16 protein-coding genes are annotated in these 18,152 nt (G+C 43.9%); 8 read left to right on the top strand and 8 right to left on the bottom strand.

Going from position 1 to position 18,152, the window contains the following annotated elements; all coding sequences use genetic code 11:
• The 6 genes from ABIS22_00390 to pyk form a co-directional block, all read right to left on the bottom strand.
• Nucleotides 1–1,227, bottom strand: a complete 1,227-nt coding sequence (locus ABIS22_00390) for a ubiquitin-like domain-containing protein (GenBank protein ID MEO7740356.1) — start codon at nucleotides 1,225–1,227, stop codon at nucleotides 1–3.
• Nucleotides 1,228–1,304: 77 nt separating this feature from the next.
• Nucleotides 1,305–3,416: a UvrD-helicase domain-containing protein gene (locus ABIS22_00385; GenBank protein ID MEO7740355.1), complete on the bottom strand. Its 2,112-nt coding sequence runs from the start codon at nucleotides 3,414–3,416 to the stop codon at nucleotides 1,305–1,307.
• A 46-nt stretch (nucleotides 3,417–3,462) separates the two neighbouring features.
• Nucleotides 3,463–4,680, bottom strand: a complete 1,218-nt coding sequence (locus tag ABIS22_00380; GenBank protein MEO7740354.1) for a hypothetical protein — start codon at nucleotides 4,678–4,680, stop codon at nucleotides 3,463–3,465.
• Complete coding sequence (gene tpiA / locus ABIS22_00375; GenBank protein ID MEO7740353.1) at nucleotides 4,677–5,462, bottom strand: triose-phosphate isomerase; 786 nt, start codon at nucleotides 5,460–5,462, stop codon at nucleotides 4,677–4,679. The genes ABIS22_00380 and tpiA overlap by 4 nt, the downstream gene beginning before the upstream one ends.
• 37 nt (nucleotides 5,463–5,499) lie before the next feature.
• On the bottom strand, nucleotides 5,500–6,726 hold the full coding sequence (locus tag ABIS22_00370; GenBank protein ID MEO7740352.1) for a phosphoglycerate kinase: 1,227 nt from the start codon (nucleotides 6,724–6,726) through the stop codon (nucleotides 5,500–5,502).
• Nucleotides 6,727–6,743: 17 nt separating this feature from the next.
• Nucleotides 6,744–8,168, bottom strand: coding sequence for a pyruvate kinase (pyk, locus tag ABIS22_00365; GenBank protein MEO7740351.1), 1,425 nt, complete (start codon nucleotides 8,166–8,168; stop codon nucleotides 6,744–6,746).
• 131 nt (nucleotides 8,169–8,299) lie between these two features.
• Between pyk and ABIS22_00360 the strand changes: the two genes are divergently transcribed.
• Nucleotides 8,300–8,725 carry a hypothetical protein gene (locus ABIS22_00360; protein ID MEO7740350.1) on the top strand — a complete coding sequence of 142 codons (426 nt, stop codon included), beginning with the start codon at nucleotides 8,300–8,302 and terminating at the stop codon, nucleotides 8,723–8,725.
• A gap of 229 nt (nucleotides 8,726–8,954) precedes the next feature.
• Here ABIS22_00360 and ABIS22_00355 read toward each other — a convergent pair whose 3' ends face one another.
• The gene (locus ABIS22_00355) at nucleotides 8,955–9,362 is read right to left on the bottom strand and encodes a hypothetical protein (GenBank protein ID MEO7740349.1); all 408 of its coding nucleotides are present in this window, start codon (nucleotides 9,360–9,362) and stop codon (nucleotides 8,955–8,957) included.
• 253 nt (nucleotides 9,363–9,615) lie between these two features.
• Between ABIS22_00355 and ABIS22_00350 the strand changes: the two genes are divergently transcribed.
• From ABIS22_00350 to ABIS22_00320, 7 genes are read left to right on the top strand one after another with little or no spacing between them, the layout of a single operon-like run.
• Nucleotides 9,616–9,957, top strand: coding sequence for an MMCAP2_0565 family pilin-like conjugal transfer protein (locus ABIS22_00350; GenBank protein MEO7740348.1), 342 nt, complete (start codon nucleotides 9,616–9,618; stop codon nucleotides 9,955–9,957).
• A gap of 6 nt (nucleotides 9,958–9,963) precedes the next feature.
• Nucleotides 9,964–11,244: a pilin gene (locus ABIS22_00345; protein ID MEO7740347.1), complete on the top strand. Its 1,281-nt coding sequence runs from the start codon at nucleotides 9,964–9,966 to the stop codon at nucleotides 11,242–11,244.
• Nucleotides 11,241–11,747 (top strand): PrgI family protein, encoded by a 507-nt coding sequence (locus tag ABIS22_00340; protein ID MEO7740346.1) that lies wholly within the window; start codon nucleotides 11,241–11,243, stop codon nucleotides 11,745–11,747. Before ABIS22_00345 ends, ABIS22_00340 begins: the two co-directional genes overlap by 4 nt.
• Nucleotides 11,722–12,345 carry a TraC family protein gene (locus ABIS22_00335; protein ID MEO7740345.1) on the top strand — a complete coding sequence of 208 codons (624 nt, stop codon included), beginning with the start codon at nucleotides 11,722–11,724 and terminating at the stop codon, nucleotides 12,343–12,345. The genes ABIS22_00340 and ABIS22_00335 overlap by 26 nt, the downstream gene beginning before the upstream one ends.
• Before the next feature lie 20 nt (nucleotides 12,346–12,365).
• On the top strand, nucleotides 12,366–14,093 hold the full coding sequence (locus ABIS22_00330) for an ATP-binding protein (GenBank protein MEO7740344.1): 1,728 nt from the start codon (nucleotides 12,366–12,368) through the stop codon (nucleotides 14,091–14,093).
• Entirely contained in the window at nucleotides 14,090–14,716 is a 627-nt protein-coding gene (locus tag ABIS22_00325) for a M23 family metallopeptidase (GenBank protein MEO7740343.1), read from the top strand. The genes ABIS22_00330 and ABIS22_00325 overlap by 4 nt, the downstream gene beginning before the upstream one ends.
• Nucleotides 14,713–17,259 (top strand): type IV secretion system DNA-binding domain-containing protein, encoded by a 2,547-nt coding sequence (locus tag ABIS22_00320; protein MEO7740342.1) that lies wholly within the window; start codon nucleotides 14,713–14,715, stop codon nucleotides 17,257–17,259. The genes ABIS22_00325 and ABIS22_00320 overlap by 4 nt, the downstream gene beginning before the upstream one ends.
• 45 nt (nucleotides 17,260–17,304) lie before the next feature.
• On the opposite strand, the gene ABIS22_00315 is transcribed toward ABIS22_00320, so the two are convergent.
• A complete protein-coding gene (locus ABIS22_00315) occupies nucleotides 17,305–18,039 on the bottom strand; it encodes an endonuclease/exonuclease/phosphatase family protein (protein MEO7740341.1) in 735 nt (244 codons plus the stop codon).
• Nucleotides 18,040–18,152 lie beyond the last annotated feature (113 nt).

Below are 18,152 nucleotides of genomic sequence, written 5' to 3'. Positions count from 1 at the left end.
TTACCAGTTATGACTAGAGAGCCAGTGGTTATATGCACCCGCCCAGCTACCGTATCTTCCTACTGCGTAACCTGTTGCCCAGCGAAGCTGTGTAATTGGGTTCGTAAGCCAGTCATCTCCGGCTGACGCCATCTTACCGCCAGGAGTTGCCTGCACGATACCATAGCCAGATCCTGCTGGTGCAGAACCGTGATTGACACATCCGCGATCACCTTGCCATCTTACTGGGCACCATCCACCTTCGTGGCCAACGATATATTCGACGTATCCAAAGTCACTCTCGGCAATACCAGCGGCTGCCATCCAGTCCTGATGAGATCCAGGGGGAAGATTTACTTTAATACCAACAGTTTCAACCTGTTTGACCGGTTCTGTTGTTGTGACGCTCTGAATCACCTGACGACTTACTTCAATACCGTTCTTCATTTCGATCTGGTATGAAACGGACTTCTTCCCGTTAACACCAGGAGTTTGGACTACCTTGTAGCCAACTGGCTGATCAGCGTCTTGAATTTGCTGAGTCGTAAAGGCGATATCTTCACTTTGCGTCACTGTCTGGACGCCGTTTCGCCATAGTTCAATTGACATACCAGCCTGTATTTTTGTAGCTGATCCAACTGAAAGTGTGTCATCTTTTCCAAGACTAATGCCCTTACTTTTTAGCATGTCTCCCACAGATGCTGCCTGTGTATACGCGCTAACTTTTTTACCATAAAGTACGAGTGTAAATGGTGTTGCCCGGTTGATCGTAAGGAGGAGGCCACTTCCATCAGCAACGATATTGTCGCTCCTGCTAATAGTTGTCTTATCTTCGTCGTGAAGCTCGATACCAGCGTGCTGGGTAATTTGCTCGGCTGTTTGGTATGGGGTCATAACGTTTTGACGAACCGCACCGTCGATGATCATGACAGGACGTGCTCTATAGACATTCACTTCATAGTTATTTGCGACGAGTTGTTCATCAAGACCAGGTTCAACCAGGTCATTTTTATCTAGTGGAATATGGGCTTCATTAAACGCATCTCGAAGAGTCGTTGCGTTTGTCATAAGGCCACGGTCCTGTCCGTTATCGTGGATCGTAATGAGGCGTCCGCCGGTTCCTGTCCTGGTTGTAGCCGCCTGTGCAGTCATAACTGAGCTAAAAAGCGTAAACAATAACAAAACGACGCCGGTAAAAGCGAAAACACGGAATAGGTGGGTGGGATTAATACGAAATAAATTTCTCATACACAAGGTAGCATTCAATTTAGAATGTACTTTGATTAATTATACCAAATTAGGCCGTATGGCGCTAATTTTGAAAACTATATTTTTTCAAGCCGTGCGTATTCAACATTTAGTTTTTTCCGCTGGCCGCTGTCAAATAACACCGTTACCGCCATGCCGTCTATATCAACGATCTCGCCTGCCCCAAATTGTAATGAGCGAACTCGGTCTGATATTTCAAACTGTGGTACGTCAAAGAATGTCTCGTCTGAGGTATTTTGCTTAAATGATGGTGATGGCATCGAAGCGAGTTCGTAGCCCATATCACTCAGAAATCTAGATGCTGGATTATATGCCCGCTGGCCAAACTGCAGCCTGCTCTGTGCGTAGCTAAGATGAAGCTCCTGCCTTGCTCTCGTCATACCGACGTAGCAAAGACGACGCTCTTCTTCAAGTTCGCTCGGACCTGCCTCGTAGACTCTCGAATGTGGGAAAATACCCTCTTCCATGCCGACCATAAAAACAACAGGGAACTCGAGACCCTTTGCAGCATGGATCGTCATAAGCGTCACCTTTTGATCATTACTACTCGTATCGGCACTCGACATGAGCGCCACTTCTTCGAGGAAGTCTGGAAGCGAGGCAAACGATGCGGCGTCAGATATAAGGGAACCGATGTTGGCTTCCCGCTCCTCTGCCTGCGGTGTTCCATCGAGAAGATAGTTTCGATACCCAGTTTTTTCAATAAGGTATTCAATAATCTCAGTTGGTGATTGCTCTGCCTGGACTTTTGCCTGTAAGATTCTTAGTAACTCACCGAATTTAGCGAGGGCCATTCGCGCCCTTGGCATCAGGCTGCTAGTCTGCTCGACATTTGAAAGAGCGCCGATAATATCCATGCCACTACCTGCCTGCCATGATAGGAATTTTTCGAGACTGGTTGCGCCGATACCTCTTACTGGGATGTTCACAATACGAGTAAAGCTCATCCTGTCGTTTGGCTGGTAGAGGAGTCGAAGATAAGCAATCATATCCTTAATTTCTTTACGGTCATAGAAACGAACACCGCCAATAATCTGGTAGGGGATACGGAGCTGTAAAAATGAGCGCTCAAGTGTGTAGCTCTGGGAGTTTGTTCGGTACAAGACAGCGAAGTCTCCATATGCCCTTGCCCCAATTGCCGCCTGAGCGCTGATTCTACTTGCAACCGTATAGGCTTCTTCGGCTTCATCGTAGACCCCGTGGACTTGAACTGGATCACCCATTGGTTCAGCTGTCCAAAGCTTCTTATCTGTTCTTGTCGTATTTTTAGTAATAACATTCTGTGCGGCTTCAAGAATAGAGCCAGTGCTACGATAGTTCTGCTCGAGTTTTATAATCTTTGCACCTGGAAAGTCACGTTCGAAGTTCAAAATGTTCGTAAAGTCTGCCCCTCGCCAGCTATAGATCGACTGCCAGTCGTCACCGACGACGCAGACATTACGAGATTCACCGATGAGGCTCTTAATAATGGCGTACTGGGCAGCGTTTGTGTCCTGGTACTCGTCGACTAAAATATGCTTAAAGCGGTCGCGCCAAATAGCTTTTATATCTAGTTTTTCTTTAAACAGACGAACTGTTTCAATCAGAAGATCGTCAAAATCTAGTGCGCCGGCTTTTTTGCGGAGTGTTTCGTAGTGCTCATATATTTTCCCTACTGATTGTTCGAATGGATACTGAGCCGTAGAAATAAATTCTCCAGGACTGACAAGCTCATTTTTTGCATTACTAATAATACTACTGACGGCACGGGGTTTAATCTGCTTGTCCGTAAGGGACAGTTGCTTCATCGCCTGCTTAATAAGTCCCTGACGATCATCCTCATCGTAAATAACGTAGTTTGGTGCAATACCAATCTTGTCTCCGTCTTGTCTTAGCAGTCGAACGCAGATACCATGGAATGTTCCCATCCATGGCATAAAAGAACGGTTGGAACCGTTCTGATTCAGAAGATGGCCGAGACGTTCGCGCATTTCCTTAGCGGCCTTGTTCGTAAACGTAACGGCTAAAATTTCATTTGGCCAGATATGTTCGTGCGCAATAAGATACGCAATACGGTGCGTCAGTGTCTTTGTTTTCCCACTCCCCGCACCTGCCAAAATGAGTACTGGGCCGTCCACAGTTTGTACTGCCTCGGACTGTGCCGGGTTAAGTCCTTCGAATAAATCCATTGTATCTAGTATAGCCGACTTAAGACGTGAATCACACTGAAGCTGACTATTTTACAATACCGAAATAGTAGAGTCCGGCACCAATGCCTGCACCAACGGCAAGAATAAGAAGGATCCAAACAATCCATAGCCAACTAGCTTTTTTCTTAGCTGGATGCGCAAGTGGTTTATGGTATGAATCCGTGTCATAGATTGAGCCATTCGTCTGGTCACCAGTGCTTGCTTCTTCGCGGTACTGCTGTGCAATAGACGATGGTCCTTTTGGAAGATCTTCGTCAGGGAAATGGTCTGGAATAAGTGCTTTGACTGGCTCTTTAGAGGTCACGCGCTCTGGAGCTGATGCCATTTTTGTCGTGACAACGAGTGCAGGTGCTTCAACTGGAGCTGGAACTAGATCTGGTGTTGGTTCATTCGCCTCACCAGATTCAATTGCCACAAGATCAGATTGGAATTCTTCAGGAAGTGGTGCTTCAAATGCCGTAGGGTCTGTAACCGTCTGATCTTCAGCTGTCACTTCTGGAACGGGTACATCACTTGCTAGCGCGTTTGTTTGCTCACTTACTGTAAATGAGCCAGAGCCACCGAGTGGTCGCTTTTCAACTTTCGTATCACTCAGAAACGGTGATGCAAGTGGTGAAGATTTTACTTCCTCATCAATAGCAGGGAGCGATTCAAGAGCTGCTGCAAGTTCTGTATCAGGTTCAGTATCTAAAACTTTCTCTTCAGGCTTCTCTTCTTGCTTTTCCTCAGACGGTTTCGCCATATCAAGTGGGTCAGGCCAGTCGCTCGTAGCAGCTTCTTCTTTTACTTCAGGTTCAGAGACCACTGGTGCTGCTGTTGGCGTTTGTTCGATTGGCTCAACTGGTTTTGGTGGCTCAGTCGGCATAGCAAGAACCGATGGGGCAGGGGAGATACTTATTCCCTGCCTCGGTGCTGAAGTAAATGATGGACCTGCTTGTTTCATATCTGATGAGGGGTGAACAACGTCCATAAAGCGGCCATTCGAACGACGAATCGCTGGTGGTGCTTTGACAACTGGCGTATTATCTTCTTCGTCCGCATCGTCGTCGTCTTCGGCCTTATCGACTTTCTGAGCGCCAGGCATCATAAAGCCACCTGCTTGAGATGCAGGCTGTGTATCTGTCAGTGGAATGTCAAGGATTTTTTCTTTTGGTCCATCAGGAGCGGAAGTAGCAAAAGATGAGGCATCAGACATGAGAGAGCTCACTGCCCGGTCTAGTTCGTCAAAATCAAGTTCTTTCATTGGTCCCCACCCTTACTTTTTAGTTTATGTGCCCCTTTTATGATACTGACAAATCCTTCTGCTTCGAGACTTGCTCCACCAATCAGTAATCCATCAACTCCAGGAGTTGCGAGGTATGCTGCAGCACTATCTGCCTTCACACTACCACCATAAAGAACTGCGATTGCTTCGGCTGCTTCTTTACCATAAAGGTGTTTAACCTGGTTACGTATCGTCTTCACTGCTTTTTCAACGTCTGCCGGCATAGCGCTAACACCCGTTCCGATTGCCCAGACTGGTTCGTAGGCGATGACAACACTTTTTAGTTCTTCGCTTGTCACATTAGCAAGTCCACCAAGAAGTTGATCGTGAAGGACGTCATGCGTTTCACCATCGGCACGTTCACTGGCTGTTTCACCAATACAGAGGATTGGCTTAATGTCATTACGAATCGCTGCCTGTACCTTCGCACGGGTATCTTTGTCTGATTCATGGAAAATATGACGTCGTTCGGAGTGACCGACAATAGCGTAGTTAACAATGCCGTGAAGCTGCGCGGCTGAAACCTCGCCTGTAAATGCACCGCTATCTCGCCAGTAGAGATTTTGAACAGCGAGTTTAAACTGTTTTCGGTCTATTTGAAGACTCAGTGATTGGAGTGAAAGAAGTGACGGTGCGATGACAACTTCGACGTCACGGTGAGGTTTTACGAGACCTGCGAGCTTATGAATATATAAACTTGCCTCATGAGTAGTGAGGTTCATTTTCCAGTTGCCGACAATGAGTGTTTTATCTTGAGCCATAATGCTTCTGCTTTTCTTATTCTTTAGTGTAACGTACTTATTTACGGGCGTCTAGCAAACTTTCAATACCTGGCAATTTGTCCCCAGCCATGAGCTCTAAGCTCGCGCCGCCGCCAGTAGAAACGTGCGTAAAACTACCACCTTTTTTTGCGTCCCATTTGATAATGAAATCGGCCGTATCACCACCACCAATAATTGATGTTGTCTCTGGTTTTGTCGCAAGTGCCATCGCAAGTCTTGCAGAGCCATGAGCAAAGTTTGGAAGTTCAGCGTAGCCAAGCGTTCCGTTCCAGATGACGGTCGCGGCGTTATCTGTGACATCTTTTACAATCACTTCGATCGTCTGATCACCAATATCGAGTGCTTCGTCTTTGTCTCCTATTTTATCAACTGAGACATTTTTACGAGGCTGATCAGCATCAATTGAGGTTGCAACTGCGACATCACTTGGGAGAACCAAGAAACTATCGACATCATCGCCTACTTTTTCACGGACCGCAGCATAAATACCATCAATGGTATCTTTTTGATCTGATTCGTATTTACTTGCACCAAGCGAGAGCCCTTTATATGCAAGAAATGTATTTGCCATGGCGCCGCCGACAATAATCTTATCGGCACGTGTCACGAATTCTTTAATAAGCCCGATTTTATCGCTCACTTTTGCTCCGCCCATGACTGCGTAAAGTGGTCGTTTTGGATGATTCATTGCACCTGTAATAGACATGTATTCTTTTTCAAGAAGAAGACCAGCAACACTTGGGAGGCACATCGTAATTGCGTGTGTACTGGCATGAGCACGGTGAACAACACCGAACCCATCCTGCACGAAATAGCGTGCGCCTGATGCTTTAGCGATTGCTTTTGCAAAGTCCATGTCATCAGCTTCTTCGCGCTTATCAAAACGAAGGTTCTCAAGCACGATAACACTGTTTTTTGGTGCACGTTTTACAACCTGAGCTGCACGGTCATGAATCGTATCATTAATAAACCTAATCTCACGACTAAGGAGCTGTGCGAGTCGAACCGCAATAGGTTCGAGACTCAGTTTTGGATCGATACCTTCTGGGCGACCAAGGTGGCTAATAATCACCACCTTGCAGCCGCGTTCAAGCAAATATTCAATCGTTGGAAGACTGGCGCGAATACGAAGATCGTCGTCAATTTCACCCTTAGCATTTAACGGCACATTATAGTCTGCGCGCATAAGAACAGTCTGGTGTTCTAGCGGCACGTCACGTATAGTCTCTTTAAAAAATTTCATCCCCACCCCTTTTGTTGTTATTTTAGCACACGCATCCTAATTGTGTCAGTGGTTCCTGGCATGCCTGGTTGACTTCCGCTTACAATAGCGATTCGGATAGGTTTATCATCGATAGATTTGAAGTATCCTTCTTCTTTTAGTTCCATACCTAATTTGTACGCAACCCCTTCGCCGTCAGGACGAACATACGTTCGGTTTCCATAACAGAGCGCTAGTTTTTGGGCTGTCTTTATGTCACTTGTTAGGCTAATGATCGGAAGGTTTGGACGGTAGGCAGCAATGGCACAGGCAGTGGCGCCTGTCTTCGTTTTCGCAATAATAGCCGTTACTTTAAGCTGCTCTGCAAGTTTTACTGCAGCAGCTGCGATCGCATCAAGATCTGCTGCTCCGCGTGTTGTGACTTCAGCAATCGGCGCAACTGGAACATTCTCTTGGGTATGGATAATTACCTTTTTCATAGCAGCAACTGTTTCAAGCGGATACGATCCGTTGGCCGTTTCATCGGAGAGCATGACAGTGTCCGCGCCAAGGATAACAGCAGTCGCGACGTCACTTACTTCGGCGCGAGTTGGCTCTGGTGCGTCAACCATACTTGCCATCATCTGCGTCGCAACGATACTTAGTTTTCCATGCTTACGGCAAAGAGCGATGATTTTACGCTGAACGATTGGAACAACTTCTGCACCTGCTTCAACCGCAAGGTCTCCGCGGGCAACCATGACACCGTCACTTACTTTTACAATTTCTTCAAGAACACCGTCCATAATTGCAGCTTTTGTTTCAATTTTCGAAATGATCTGAGCGTTTGAGCCGAGGCTTACAAGAATTTGACGAAGGTTAATAATATCTTCAGGACTTTGGATGAAACTAAGAGCGACATAATCAAAGTCACGGGTCGCACCAAACTCAACATCTTTGAGATCTTTTGCGGTAAGAATGTCACCACCAAAGTCCGTATCAGGAAGGTTAATTCCCTTTCGGCTCATCAGTGTTCCATTGTTTTCAACACGAACTTTAATTGCTGTTTGAGAAGATATTTCAAGAACAGTCGTTCGAATCTTACCATCAAAGATATAGACAGGCTCCCCTACTTTTACTTTTTCGGCAAGGTTGTACTGAATTGGGATAATAAGTCCATCGTGTTCAGCGGCGTGATCAAGTGTTAATACATCACCAGTCTTCACTGACATATTTTCGTTTAAATTACCGAGTCGGATTTTTGGACCTTGAAGATCCTGCAAGATAGCAACTGGCTTCCCAAGTTTCTCACTTGCTTCGCGAATCCATCTGATTTGATCATCGCGCTCTGGGTAGTCACCATGACTAAAGTTCAGGCGAAATCCGTTGACGCCAGCGCTCGCAAGCTTCTCGATCATTTCTGGTGTACTTGTCGGAGGGCCAAGCGTCGCTAGTATTTTTGTTCGTTTAAAAATGATACTCATATGGATCAGTATACCATTTTTCATCAGGGGTGGCCATCGAAAAATGTGAGCCGCTGTCGACACGTATAGTTGCTAATTACGTGTTTTTATGATATATTATATGTATTCCCGACTGAAAGGATGTACCTGCGATGGATATCGCGAGAATCAACGTACTCCTCAACGACTCGCTCGGCGAGGCGGATGAGAACCAACAACCCGTCGAAGGTAGCGAAGTATTCAACTTCTTCCTCGTCAAGATTGCTCTCAAGACCAACAAGGTTCACGAGCATGCAGCTGAGATGATCGAACTCCTCAAAGGCTGGCCCAGTGAGAGCTACGGTAGGTCAGTTCCCCGTCTCGGTGAGGAGATCAACTACATCACCGCAGGAAGAATTCTCGGTGATCAAACGATGGCGTTCATGTTGTTCGCATTCGGGAAGACTCTCGACTGGTGGTACATCCTGGATCCATTCACCATGCTTGGTCTCGAGTACGACAATCCACAGGGCATCCAGCTCGCACTCAAGGGCAAGGTCGCCGTCATGGGCTACCAGCCGGCGGGTATTCCTGCATAGCTAGACAGGATCAGTTCGGGAATAGGACGCACACTACGTGCGTCCTATTTTCATTTCATTAGATTTAAATAATATCGTCGCCTTATACGTGTTTCATCGAAATAATGTAAAAATGTAAAAAAATAACCCAAACTTGGGTTGTGTGTCCACCAGGTGGGAACGTTCTGGGAGAGAAGTGGCTTTTCATGGCCGCCTCATCGGATCCCGAACGTTCCCACCTGGGGAATGGTCATGCGATCTGTCGCACGGCCTTGCTGCTTCGAACCTGCTTGCTGGACGAACCGCAACCAGGTGTGATTCGGTAGATGGATGTGTCGCCCACCCACTTGCCCCCGAGGAACTCCGGCACAGAGATCAAGTTGACCTCTGAAGATGCCTTGAGCCTTGCAAGTGCAATCTCGAACGACTGAAGTCGCTCGTCGTACGTGCCCCCTACTTTGTCGGTGTCGAACCGCTTCCAGAGTGCCTCTCTGGTGAGGCCCTGGCCCCTGCGCCGGTGTCGGCTCAGGGTACGCCTGATGATGTTCATCGCCGAGACGATGCAGGTTTCTGACGGACGATCGTTCTCCTCTTGTTCTTGAGCACTCGTGACCGTGTGCATCGGCGGAAGGTTGTACCTACTCAGATCGGTAAGCATAAACACTCCTCTGACAAACGCAATAGATAGCCAACTACAGCTATCCTCACCGGGAACATCCCGTACGCTTACATATAAAATACTCCTGAAATGTCAGGAGGTCAATATAAATACACAATAAACTCATAAAGCAAACATAAATAATGCATACTAGTTATGCTTAAACCTATTTTGAAATAATATAGTTGACACGTCAAATATATATGCTACGATTTAGAGACTATTATCGTAGCCAAAGAGGAGTACCTGCCCCATGACGAAGCGAAATATAAAATTTATCATTCAGCTTAGTGCGGTGATTGTCATCCAGGTACTATCTTTTACTCCGGTCTTTGCGGCGACAGGGGATGTGTCGCAGGTACAAAACTTCATACGCAGTATCATACAGATTATTGCAGGATTAGCCGGTCTCACAGCGACCGGCTTTTTTGTTGTAGGGGGGTTCACTTACATTACCAGCTCCGGTAATCCGGAGCACCTTGACCGAGCAAAGCGGACAATTACCTGGGCGGCTATCGGACTAGCCATTACAATTGCAGCTTTCGTCATCGCAAATATTGTTACATCACTCGCCACTGGGGCATTCGGGAGTTAATCGGTTATGAGCTACCTATCAGCCCATTTCTCACTTGTGGCTGATATAGCAGCTACAACCAACTCAATGCAAACGTTTATCCATCCTATAGTCGTAAGCCTATTCGTTCTTGCTGGAATAGTAGCTGTCGGTTTTATCGTTAACGGCGGCATCCAGATGATAACGAGTAGCGGTAGACCGGAAAAACTTCAGCATGCAAAACATATCATTCGTAATGCGATCATCGGCCTAGTTGTTGTACTCGCTGCTGTGACACTTACTGGTATTCTTACAAATACATTTACATCAAGTGGATCAACTCCGTCAAGCGAAGTACCCGCACTAGCTCCAGTTCAGCCAACGGCAAGTTCAGGTAGTTTGGTGGATGTACTTGTTGAGGCTATTACTGGGCTTCTCAGGAATATTATCGAGTCAGCAGCTCAGCCCTTTATTGGTGCACTGGGCTACTTCACGAATGCGACTCCGCTAATGTCCCCTAACAGTAGTGTGCTTAATTTATGGCTTGCGATTCTGGCCATTGCAGATGTCTTATTTATACTTGTCGTCATACTACTTGGATTTCATATTATGAGTGCGAGCTCACTTGGGATAGATGAGCTAGAGTTCAAGCATCTAATACCACAGCTAATTCTGATCTTCATGCTGATGAATAGTTCGATCTTTCTCATCGACGGCATCGTTAGCCTGTCGAACGGTATGATTAATGCATTAAAAGCAGGGTTTTCGATCTCGAGCGTGTGGGATAGCTTAAAACTGGTTGCCGAGCAGTCAAAGGATATGAAGCTGGCGGCGCTCCTTGTATTTATCGTGTTTATTGTATTGTCTATTATTCTGCTCATCTACTATATTCTTCGACTTGTCATCTTATACATTGGAGCCGTACTTGCACCGCTCGTACTTCTCCTTTGGCTGGTACCTAGTTTTAAGGATTTCGCGATTAATGCACTGCGTACATATCTAACAACGGTGTTTGTACTCTTCATTCATGTAGTCATCTTGGTACTGGCAGCTTCAATCTTTAACGGCATGATACAAAATGATCCGCATAAAGTGCTCGATCCAGTTATGTCGACACTCGTAGGTGTCGCGACCTTACTCGCGCTTCTCAAAACTGAACACTCAATGTCGTCACTTGTAGTGGCGAGTGCTGGTGCGCGGTCGGCTCGAAGGCTAGGTGGTCAGTTTATGTACGGCATAGACCAGGCGACAAGTCGATTTAGAGATAGTCGCAAAGTAGCTGCTCAAGTTCCAAAAACCGTAACAATAACGAAAGTGGTAAATAAATGAAAATTGCTATTGTTCCAGCACAGGTCACGAGCATCGAGGATAAGGTCGCTGGGAATCTTAGTTTGACACAGTTAATACTGATCGCTTTACCTATTTTTATATCGGGTGTTATATATGCAGCGTTACCACCCACATTTGCGATTGGCGTGTATAAAGTTATTGTCATGTTGATCATAATCGTCAGTTTTGGAGTACTAGCGATACGCGTACGTGGAACACTTATCCTCGACTGGGCGCAACTACTTGCACGCTACAACATGAGGCCTCGCTATTATGTATTTAATAAAAACGATAAGACACTGAGACCAATTCTTATCAAACGAAACCAAGAAAAAAATTTGGATAAGCCAAAAGAAATAAATATCCCAAGTCCACCGCTGCACATTTCTACAACTGCGGAGCGAATTGGGTTTGAGCAGTTGATACACGGTGGCACAAAAAAGATCGTATATAAACGTAGTAGGAAAGGATCACTCTATGTCAGTGTTTCAAAAAACGATTAAAAAAGCTTCGTCGCGGCAGCAGATAGCTATAGAGGGAGTTGATGATGGAGTGCTTATGCTCGCTGGCAATAGGTTTCGTGTGATACTCGAATCGTCATCGATTAACTTTGAGCTAAAGAGTGAAGATGAGCAAGATGCAATGATCGACACATACCAAGCTTTTTTAAATGCTCTCTCGTCTCCTCTTCAGATGATTATACGAGTTAGAGAAATGGATATGGATACATATCTAGAAGCATTCCGATCACGAGTGGAGAGTGAGGAAGAATCAATCTATAGAGAGCAAGCGAGACACTATAGCGAATTTATACAAAGTCTGGTTATAAAAAATAAGATTCTCACTAGACGTTTTTATATCGTTATTCCTTACACAGGCTCGCTTGTTGCAAGCAGTAAAAATACCGCCATTATCCACGAGCAACTCCGACTCAGTAGTGACATTGTCAGTAAGGGCCTTGGCAGGCTAGGCGTCCAAACAAGGAAACTGAGTAGCTTAGAAGTGCTTGATATGTTCTACGAGTTCTATAGCCCTGTTCAAGCTAAACGTCAGTCACTGACCGAACAAACAATGAAACTATTTACGGAGGCTATCTTATGACACTTATAAGGCAATCGAAAATGATTTGTACTCTTTTGTCACGCAAAACAAAGCCGCGTGCAAGTACGCAAAAACTTGATTTTAGCTATGGTCAACAAGATCCGATGGATGTCATTTCTTATGCAGGGCTTGAAGAGCAGCCAAACTACATAGAGATTGATGATATTTATATGCGTACCCTTTTTATATCAGGGTATCCTCTAACAGCTTCATCTGGTTGGCTCAACAGCCTCATTAACTTCTCTCATAACTGCGACATCTCGTATCATGTTCACGAGGTCGATGCACTACAGGCCTTACCAAAGTTGCGACGTAAAATTACAGAGCTTGAATCGACGAGAAGAGCCATGATACGGAGTGGTCGAATAGTTGGATCTGAAATTACCGATCCGCTCGAATCAGCGACCGATCTTAGAGATAAGATCCAACGTGGACAAGAAAAACTATTTCAGATGTCTATCTATATCACTATTAGTGCACTGACACTTGAAGCTCTGGATAATACGACAAAGCTACTTGAAACTGAATTATCGGCTCGACTATTCTATATCAAATCAGCCAGGTTTCAACAAATAGAAGGACTGCAGTCGGTACTCCCTCGAGGTGAAGACATCTTGTCGCAGAAACGAAATCTCGATAGCTCATCAGCTGCCCTTACCTTCCCACTTCTTTCGTCTGAACTCGTGCATGAAGCGGGTATTTTATACGGCATCAATAAATCCAACAATTCGCTTGTGATATTAGACCGTTTCAGTCTTAACAATGCCAACAGTATTATGTTTGCTCAGTCAGGAAGTGGAAAAAGCTACGCAGCCAAAGTTGAAATTCTTCGTCAACTGATGCAAGGGACAAGTGTTATTGTGATTGATCCTGAACGTGAATATAAACAACTAGCAAATTCAGTAGAAGGCACATACATTAAACTATCTGCAAGAAGTCAGGAGAAAATTAATCCATTTGATCTAGCGACTAACTCTTATTCAAATGATAGCCTGGCAGAACATGTGCAAGATTTAATAGAGATACTTTCACTTATGGCTGAGGGTCTGAACCCACGCGAGAAAGCGGCGATTGATAGAGCTATCTTATGCGTCTATAAAGATGAGAGTATAGGTACGCCACTCCTGCAAGATATATACGCCCAGCTTCATGGTATGGGTCAACTTGAGTTATGTGAACGACTCGAGAAATATATTAGCGGATCGCTAGCTGGTGTCTTTAATGCTCAGACCAATATAAAACTTGATAACCGATTAGTTATATTCGATATTAAAGACCTACCCGAAAGCTTGCGCCAGATCATGATGATGATCATTGCTAATTTCGTCCAGAATCAAGTGAAGGTTTACCCAAAAAAGCGATTACTCGTTATAGATGAAGGCTGGCTACTACTGGAGCATGAAGAGAGTGCACGTTTTGTAGCTGGGCTTGTACGTAGGGCGCGTAAATATTATCTTGGTGTAGCTATAATATCGCAACAAGCAAATGACTTTCTAAAAAGTGAATATGGCCGAGCAATCGCATCTCAGAGTTCACTTCGTATTCTTATGAGACAAGATACGACAACAATAAAAAACGTCGTGTCGGAATTTAACCTGAGTGAATATGAGCAGTCCTTTCTTCTTACCTGTGATAGGGGTGATGGAATTATTATTGCTGATCAAAACCATGTAGCAGTACAGATAGTTGCATCCGAAAAGGAGCATCCACTTATTACGACAAATCCAAATGAGGTATACACATCATGAATCTCATGACTGCTAAGATTATCACTACGTTTCGAAATGAAATTATGCTGGTACTAGGCGTCATATTACTTCTCATTACTCTTCCGGTTATTGCAGTAGTTGAACTTGCAAATGTTGGTGTATCAGCCGCAGCGAGTAGCCTTGTAGGTGTTAACCCATCGAACCACAAGGTAGAGATATATGATCCGAAAGGTGATCTTGTGACGACCCTCGACGTAACAACAACCTGGCCAGTTGCTGGTGTAGTTACGCTCGAATTTGGAGCATCTGATCCACCATACCAAGATCATCATACGGGTATTGATATAGCCGATAGTTACGGCAAGATTGGCCAACCTGTCACAACTTTCATGCCGGGTACCGTAAGCGTCGTTATGAATGTTGATAACCAGTATGGACGATATGTTTTTATAGATCACGGCAATGCTATTCAGTCACAGTACTGGCACCTATCTGAGGCTCTCGTAAAAGTCGGGCAACAAGTAAAACCGGATGATGTGATCGGACTTGAGGGTGCGACTGGGCGAGCGACTGGGCCACATGTCCACTTTCAAATTGATGTGTTTGGTATTCCGGTAGATCCTCGAGACTTTATAAGTGGTAATCCAAGGCTGGATCCATGATGATCGATTCGCTCATTCAGTGGGTACGCGTGTCAAATACGCTACTTATTAGCATTGGAATTATTATCCTGACCATTTTTCTACTACTAGCTATCGGGCGTGTAGTAATATGGTTCGTACGAAATCATTACATACGCCATAGAGATATCGTATTCCTAGAACTCACCCCACCTCAAAATATGACTAAAGAGCCGCTTGCGACAGAAGAGTTTTTTCGAGTGCTCCACGGTATCGAAGATACTAGATCTTTAAAAGATAGAGTTTTAGGCCATGAATTGATTACATCACTTGAGATCGTATCTTCTCGAAAAGAGGGTATCCGATATATCATAGGAACACACCCAAATCTCACAAGTACAGTTAAGCAAATCCTTATTTCTTACATACCAAATGTTCTCATTAAAAAAATAAATGATCCGCTAGTCTCTTTTAAAAATATGCGAACACAAACGAACATATTTTTGCAGTCAAAGCACTTTGCCTTTCCCATTAATGGTCATCAGCGATTACAACAACATGATCCGATATCCTATATTACGGGAGCGATGACAAAACTAGAAGATAACGAGCAGATTATCTTTCAGCTAGTTATACGTCCCCACAAAAGCCGTGAGGCCAAGGCCATCGCAGGTAAGATTCTATCAAATGAAGATTTAATTCAGCATATATCAAGAAGACGCCTACGAACTACCGGCATTATTACTTCCTTAAATTCATTTCTATTTGGTTTGATAAATATTTTCTCCCAATCAACAACTCAAAGACATTCGATTGAAGTCGCTCGGCAACAGCAGGTAGCACTTGGCCTACGGCCAGCCCGGGCTCTCAGTAATTTTGAACGAGAGTTAGTCGAGTCGATTCATGAAAAAGTAAACCAGCCGCTATTTAAGGTAAGTATGCGCATGTTGGTTATTGCAGACTCGAAACAAAAAACTCGTGAGCGAATGAAGGGTCTCATTTTATCAATGAAGGCTTTTTCGGTACCCAATTACCAGATAATTGTATCTAAGAACCTCTTAGCTAAGTCGTCCAGCTCTGTACGTCGTCGCATTCCGTCCATACTTTTATATAAGGAGTCAATTTTTGCAGCATCTGAGGTTGGAGACTTTTATCACTTTCCGTTTATAGGATCCTCTCAGACAGAGAACTTAGTCAGCTCACTTAGCAGAACACTCCCCGCTCCACTCTCGCTAAAAAGTAACACGGAACTCGATGTACTGATTGGTACTAATAACCATCATGGCTCTAGAACACCCATCGGAATGACCAGAGCAGAACGGGAACGACACATGTATATTATTGGCGGCACAGGCAATGGGAAGACAACCATGATTCAATATATGATAATGCAGGATATAGAAAATGGTAAAGGCCTTGCCATTATCGATCCTCACGGTGATATGGCCAAGGAGGTTGCTAGCCGAATTCCAGAGCACAGAGTAAGAGATGTTATTTACTTTAATCCTGATGACCTTTCCTATCCTATAGGCATGAACCTACTTGAGTTAAACGAAGAGCTTGAAGGAGATGACTTACTTAGAGAGAAAGATATTATTACTGAATCTGTCGTGTCTATATTTAGGAAAATATTCTCGAATGACGATACCGGCGGACACCGAATTGAATATGTACTTCGTAATGCTACCCAAACTGCCTTAACAGTTAAAAATGCTACACTCTTTACTATCTACGACTTACTGAATGACGGAAGATATCGCCGGAATGTTACGGCCACCTTAGAGGATGAAAACTTGCAAAAGTTTTGGAGAAACGAATTTGGGAAAGCTGGCAATTTCCAACAAGTTAAAATGGCGGCCGGTATAACCTCCAAGGTAGGTCGATTCCTCTTCTCAGCTACAGCAAAAGGCATCTTAGAGCAGCCAAAATCTACCATCGACTTTGATATGATAATGGATGAAGGTAAGATATTAATCTGCAACTTCTCTAAAGGAATGATTGGAGAAGATACTTCAGAACTACTCGGCATAGCAGTTCTCGCAAAGCTCCAACTGGCATCACTACGACGTGCTCGTATAAAAAATACCGATCGGAGACCATTTTATCTTTATGTTGATGAGTTCCAGAATTTTGCCACCATGTCGTTCGTGCAGATGTTATCTGAATCTCGTAAGTACAAACTATTTCTTACGATGGCTGAGCAATCTACCTCGCAACAGTCTGATAAAGATATGATTAACATCATTCTAGCCAATGTCGGTACAGTCGTAGTCTTTAGAACTGGAAATCCAGCCGATGAAAAAATCTTAAGGCCACTTTTTAATCCCTATCTTAATGAAGGAGAAATCATGAATTTAGCTTCATTTAGTTTTTACATAAGACTTGCAGCAATTCACTCACAAAAACCTTTATCTGGTTTGACTCTACTATTAAAGACTGTACCCGGTGAGGCTGTGTTTGATAATGTAGTAGCTTCATCAAGAAAAATTTTTGCAATAAAAAAATCCGCTGAAAAGTCTGTTATATTACTTTCGAAAATTGAGGATAGTGTTAAGAGATCAATTGACAAGAAAACTATCGTCTAAACCAGTTTGCCTGTGAATATTATTAGTGATGTTATCATCAATCGATCAAGAAAGTGTAAAATCTAACACAAGGCCTTGATGATCAGATGCAACAACCTTGGACAGATAAAAATCTGTAACATGTACTGACTCATTCACAAATATGTAGTCACACACTTCCGTTTTTTTTGTCAAACTATTGCGTGTCGTTTTCAGTTTATATTCTGTAGATAAATTGCGGAACGACTTTTCAATTGCAGCAAGTGATTCACTTCCCGGCTCTAAGTTAAAGTCCCCAGATATAATGACTGGACCGTCAAGTGAATTTGCATACTTTGCAATTTGCTCACATGCTTTTAGAGTAAACTGATCACCCTTCTTATGTTCTGGTACGTGATAACCATGGTGGTTAATAAGGTGAAACTTATTTCCGTTTTCATCCTTAGCGGTAACGTGTTGAAAATTTCTTACATTATAATCATCATCTTGAAGGGAGAAGTTATCTTTATACTTCAAGTTTGTAAAAACTGTGTTTTGGTCTAGGAGTTCTAAATTACTAATTATCGCATTCCCAAATTCTATCGATCCAGACATATATAAAAAGCTATACACTGGAGAAAAGTATGTATGATGAAATTTTACTCTATCCATGAACTCAGTTAACGAAGGGAAAAGTCCAATTTGTATTTTTGAATCTGCTATTTCTTGAAATGCTACAATATCCGGCGCTTCATTAATGATCATATCTGAAAGATTGAATGATAATCTTAATGTCCATGTATTTATTTGGAGGAGTTTCATTAAACTATTGTAGCAAACTACTAACTTACCAATTTAAATATTTTATCTGAAAGAGGCGGATTATTAAAATATATATCAGGTATCAATAATCTTATTACAGACCTTAGTGGATT

It is taken from the genome of Candidatus Saccharimonadales bacterium, assembly GCA_039928925.1.
Lineage (GTDB): Bacteria > Patescibacteriota > Saccharimonadia > Saccharimonadales > Saccharimonadaceae > UBA6022.
The sequence above is the reverse complement of the archived record's forward strand: the minus strand, read 5'-3'. Positions and strand labels throughout refer to the sequence as shown.

Coding starts and splice junctions, on each gene's coding strand:
- ABIS22_00390 (MEO7740356.1), bottom strand. CDS start 1,227: ATGAGAAATTTATTTCGTATTAATCCCACCCACCTATTCCGTGTTTTC.
- ABIS22_00385 (MEO7740355.1), bottom strand. CDS start 3,416: ATGGATTTATTCGAAGGACTTAACCCGGCACAGTCCGAGGCAGTACAA.
- ABIS22_00380 (MEO7740354.1), bottom strand. CDS start 4,680: ATGAAAGAACTTGATTTTGACGAACTAGACCGGGCAGTGAGCTCTCTC.
- tpiA (MEO7740353.1), bottom strand. CDS start 5,462: ATGGCTCAAGATAAAACACTCATTGTCGGCAACTGGAAAATGAACCTC.
- ABIS22_00370 (MEO7740352.1), bottom strand. CDS start 6,726: ATGAAATTTTTTAAAGAGACTATACGTGACGTGCCGCTAGAACACCAG.
- pyk (MEO7740351.1), bottom strand. CDS start 8,168: ATGAGTATCATTTTTAAACGAACAAAAATACTAGCGACGCTTGGCCCT.
- ABIS22_00360 (MEO7740350.1), top strand. CDS start 8,300: ATGGATATCGCGAGAATCAACGTACTCCTCAACGACTCGCTCGGCGAG.
- ABIS22_00355 (MEO7740349.1), bottom strand. CDS start 9,362: ATGCTTACCGATCTGAGTAGGTACAACCTTCCGCCGATGCACACGGTC.
- ABIS22_00350 (MEO7740348.1), top strand. CDS start 9,616: ATGACGAAGCGAAATATAAAATTTATCATTCAGCTTAGTGCGGTGATT.
- ABIS22_00345 (MEO7740347.1), top strand. CDS start 9,964: ATGAGCTACCTATCAGCCCATTTCTCACTTGTGGCTGATATAGCAGCT.
- ABIS22_00340 (MEO7740346.1), top strand. CDS start 11,241: ATGAAAATTGCTATTGTTCCAGCACAGGTCACGAGCATCGAGGATAAG.
- ABIS22_00335 (MEO7740345.1), top strand. CDS start 11,722: ATGTCAGTGTTTCAAAAAACGATTAAAAAAGCTTCGTCGCGGCAGCAG.
- ABIS22_00330 (MEO7740344.1), top strand. CDS start 12,366: ATGATTTGTACTCTTTTGTCACGCAAAACAAAGCCGCGTGCAAGTACG.
- ABIS22_00325 (MEO7740343.1), top strand. CDS start 14,090: ATGAATCTCATGACTGCTAAGATTATCACTACGTTTCGAAATGAAATT.
- ABIS22_00320 (MEO7740342.1), top strand. CDS start 14,713: ATGATGATCGATTCGCTCATTCAGTGGGTACGCGTGTCAAATACGCTA.
- ABIS22_00315 (MEO7740341.1), bottom strand. CDS start 18,039: ATGAAACTCCTCCAAATAAATACATGGACATTAAGATTATCATTCAAT.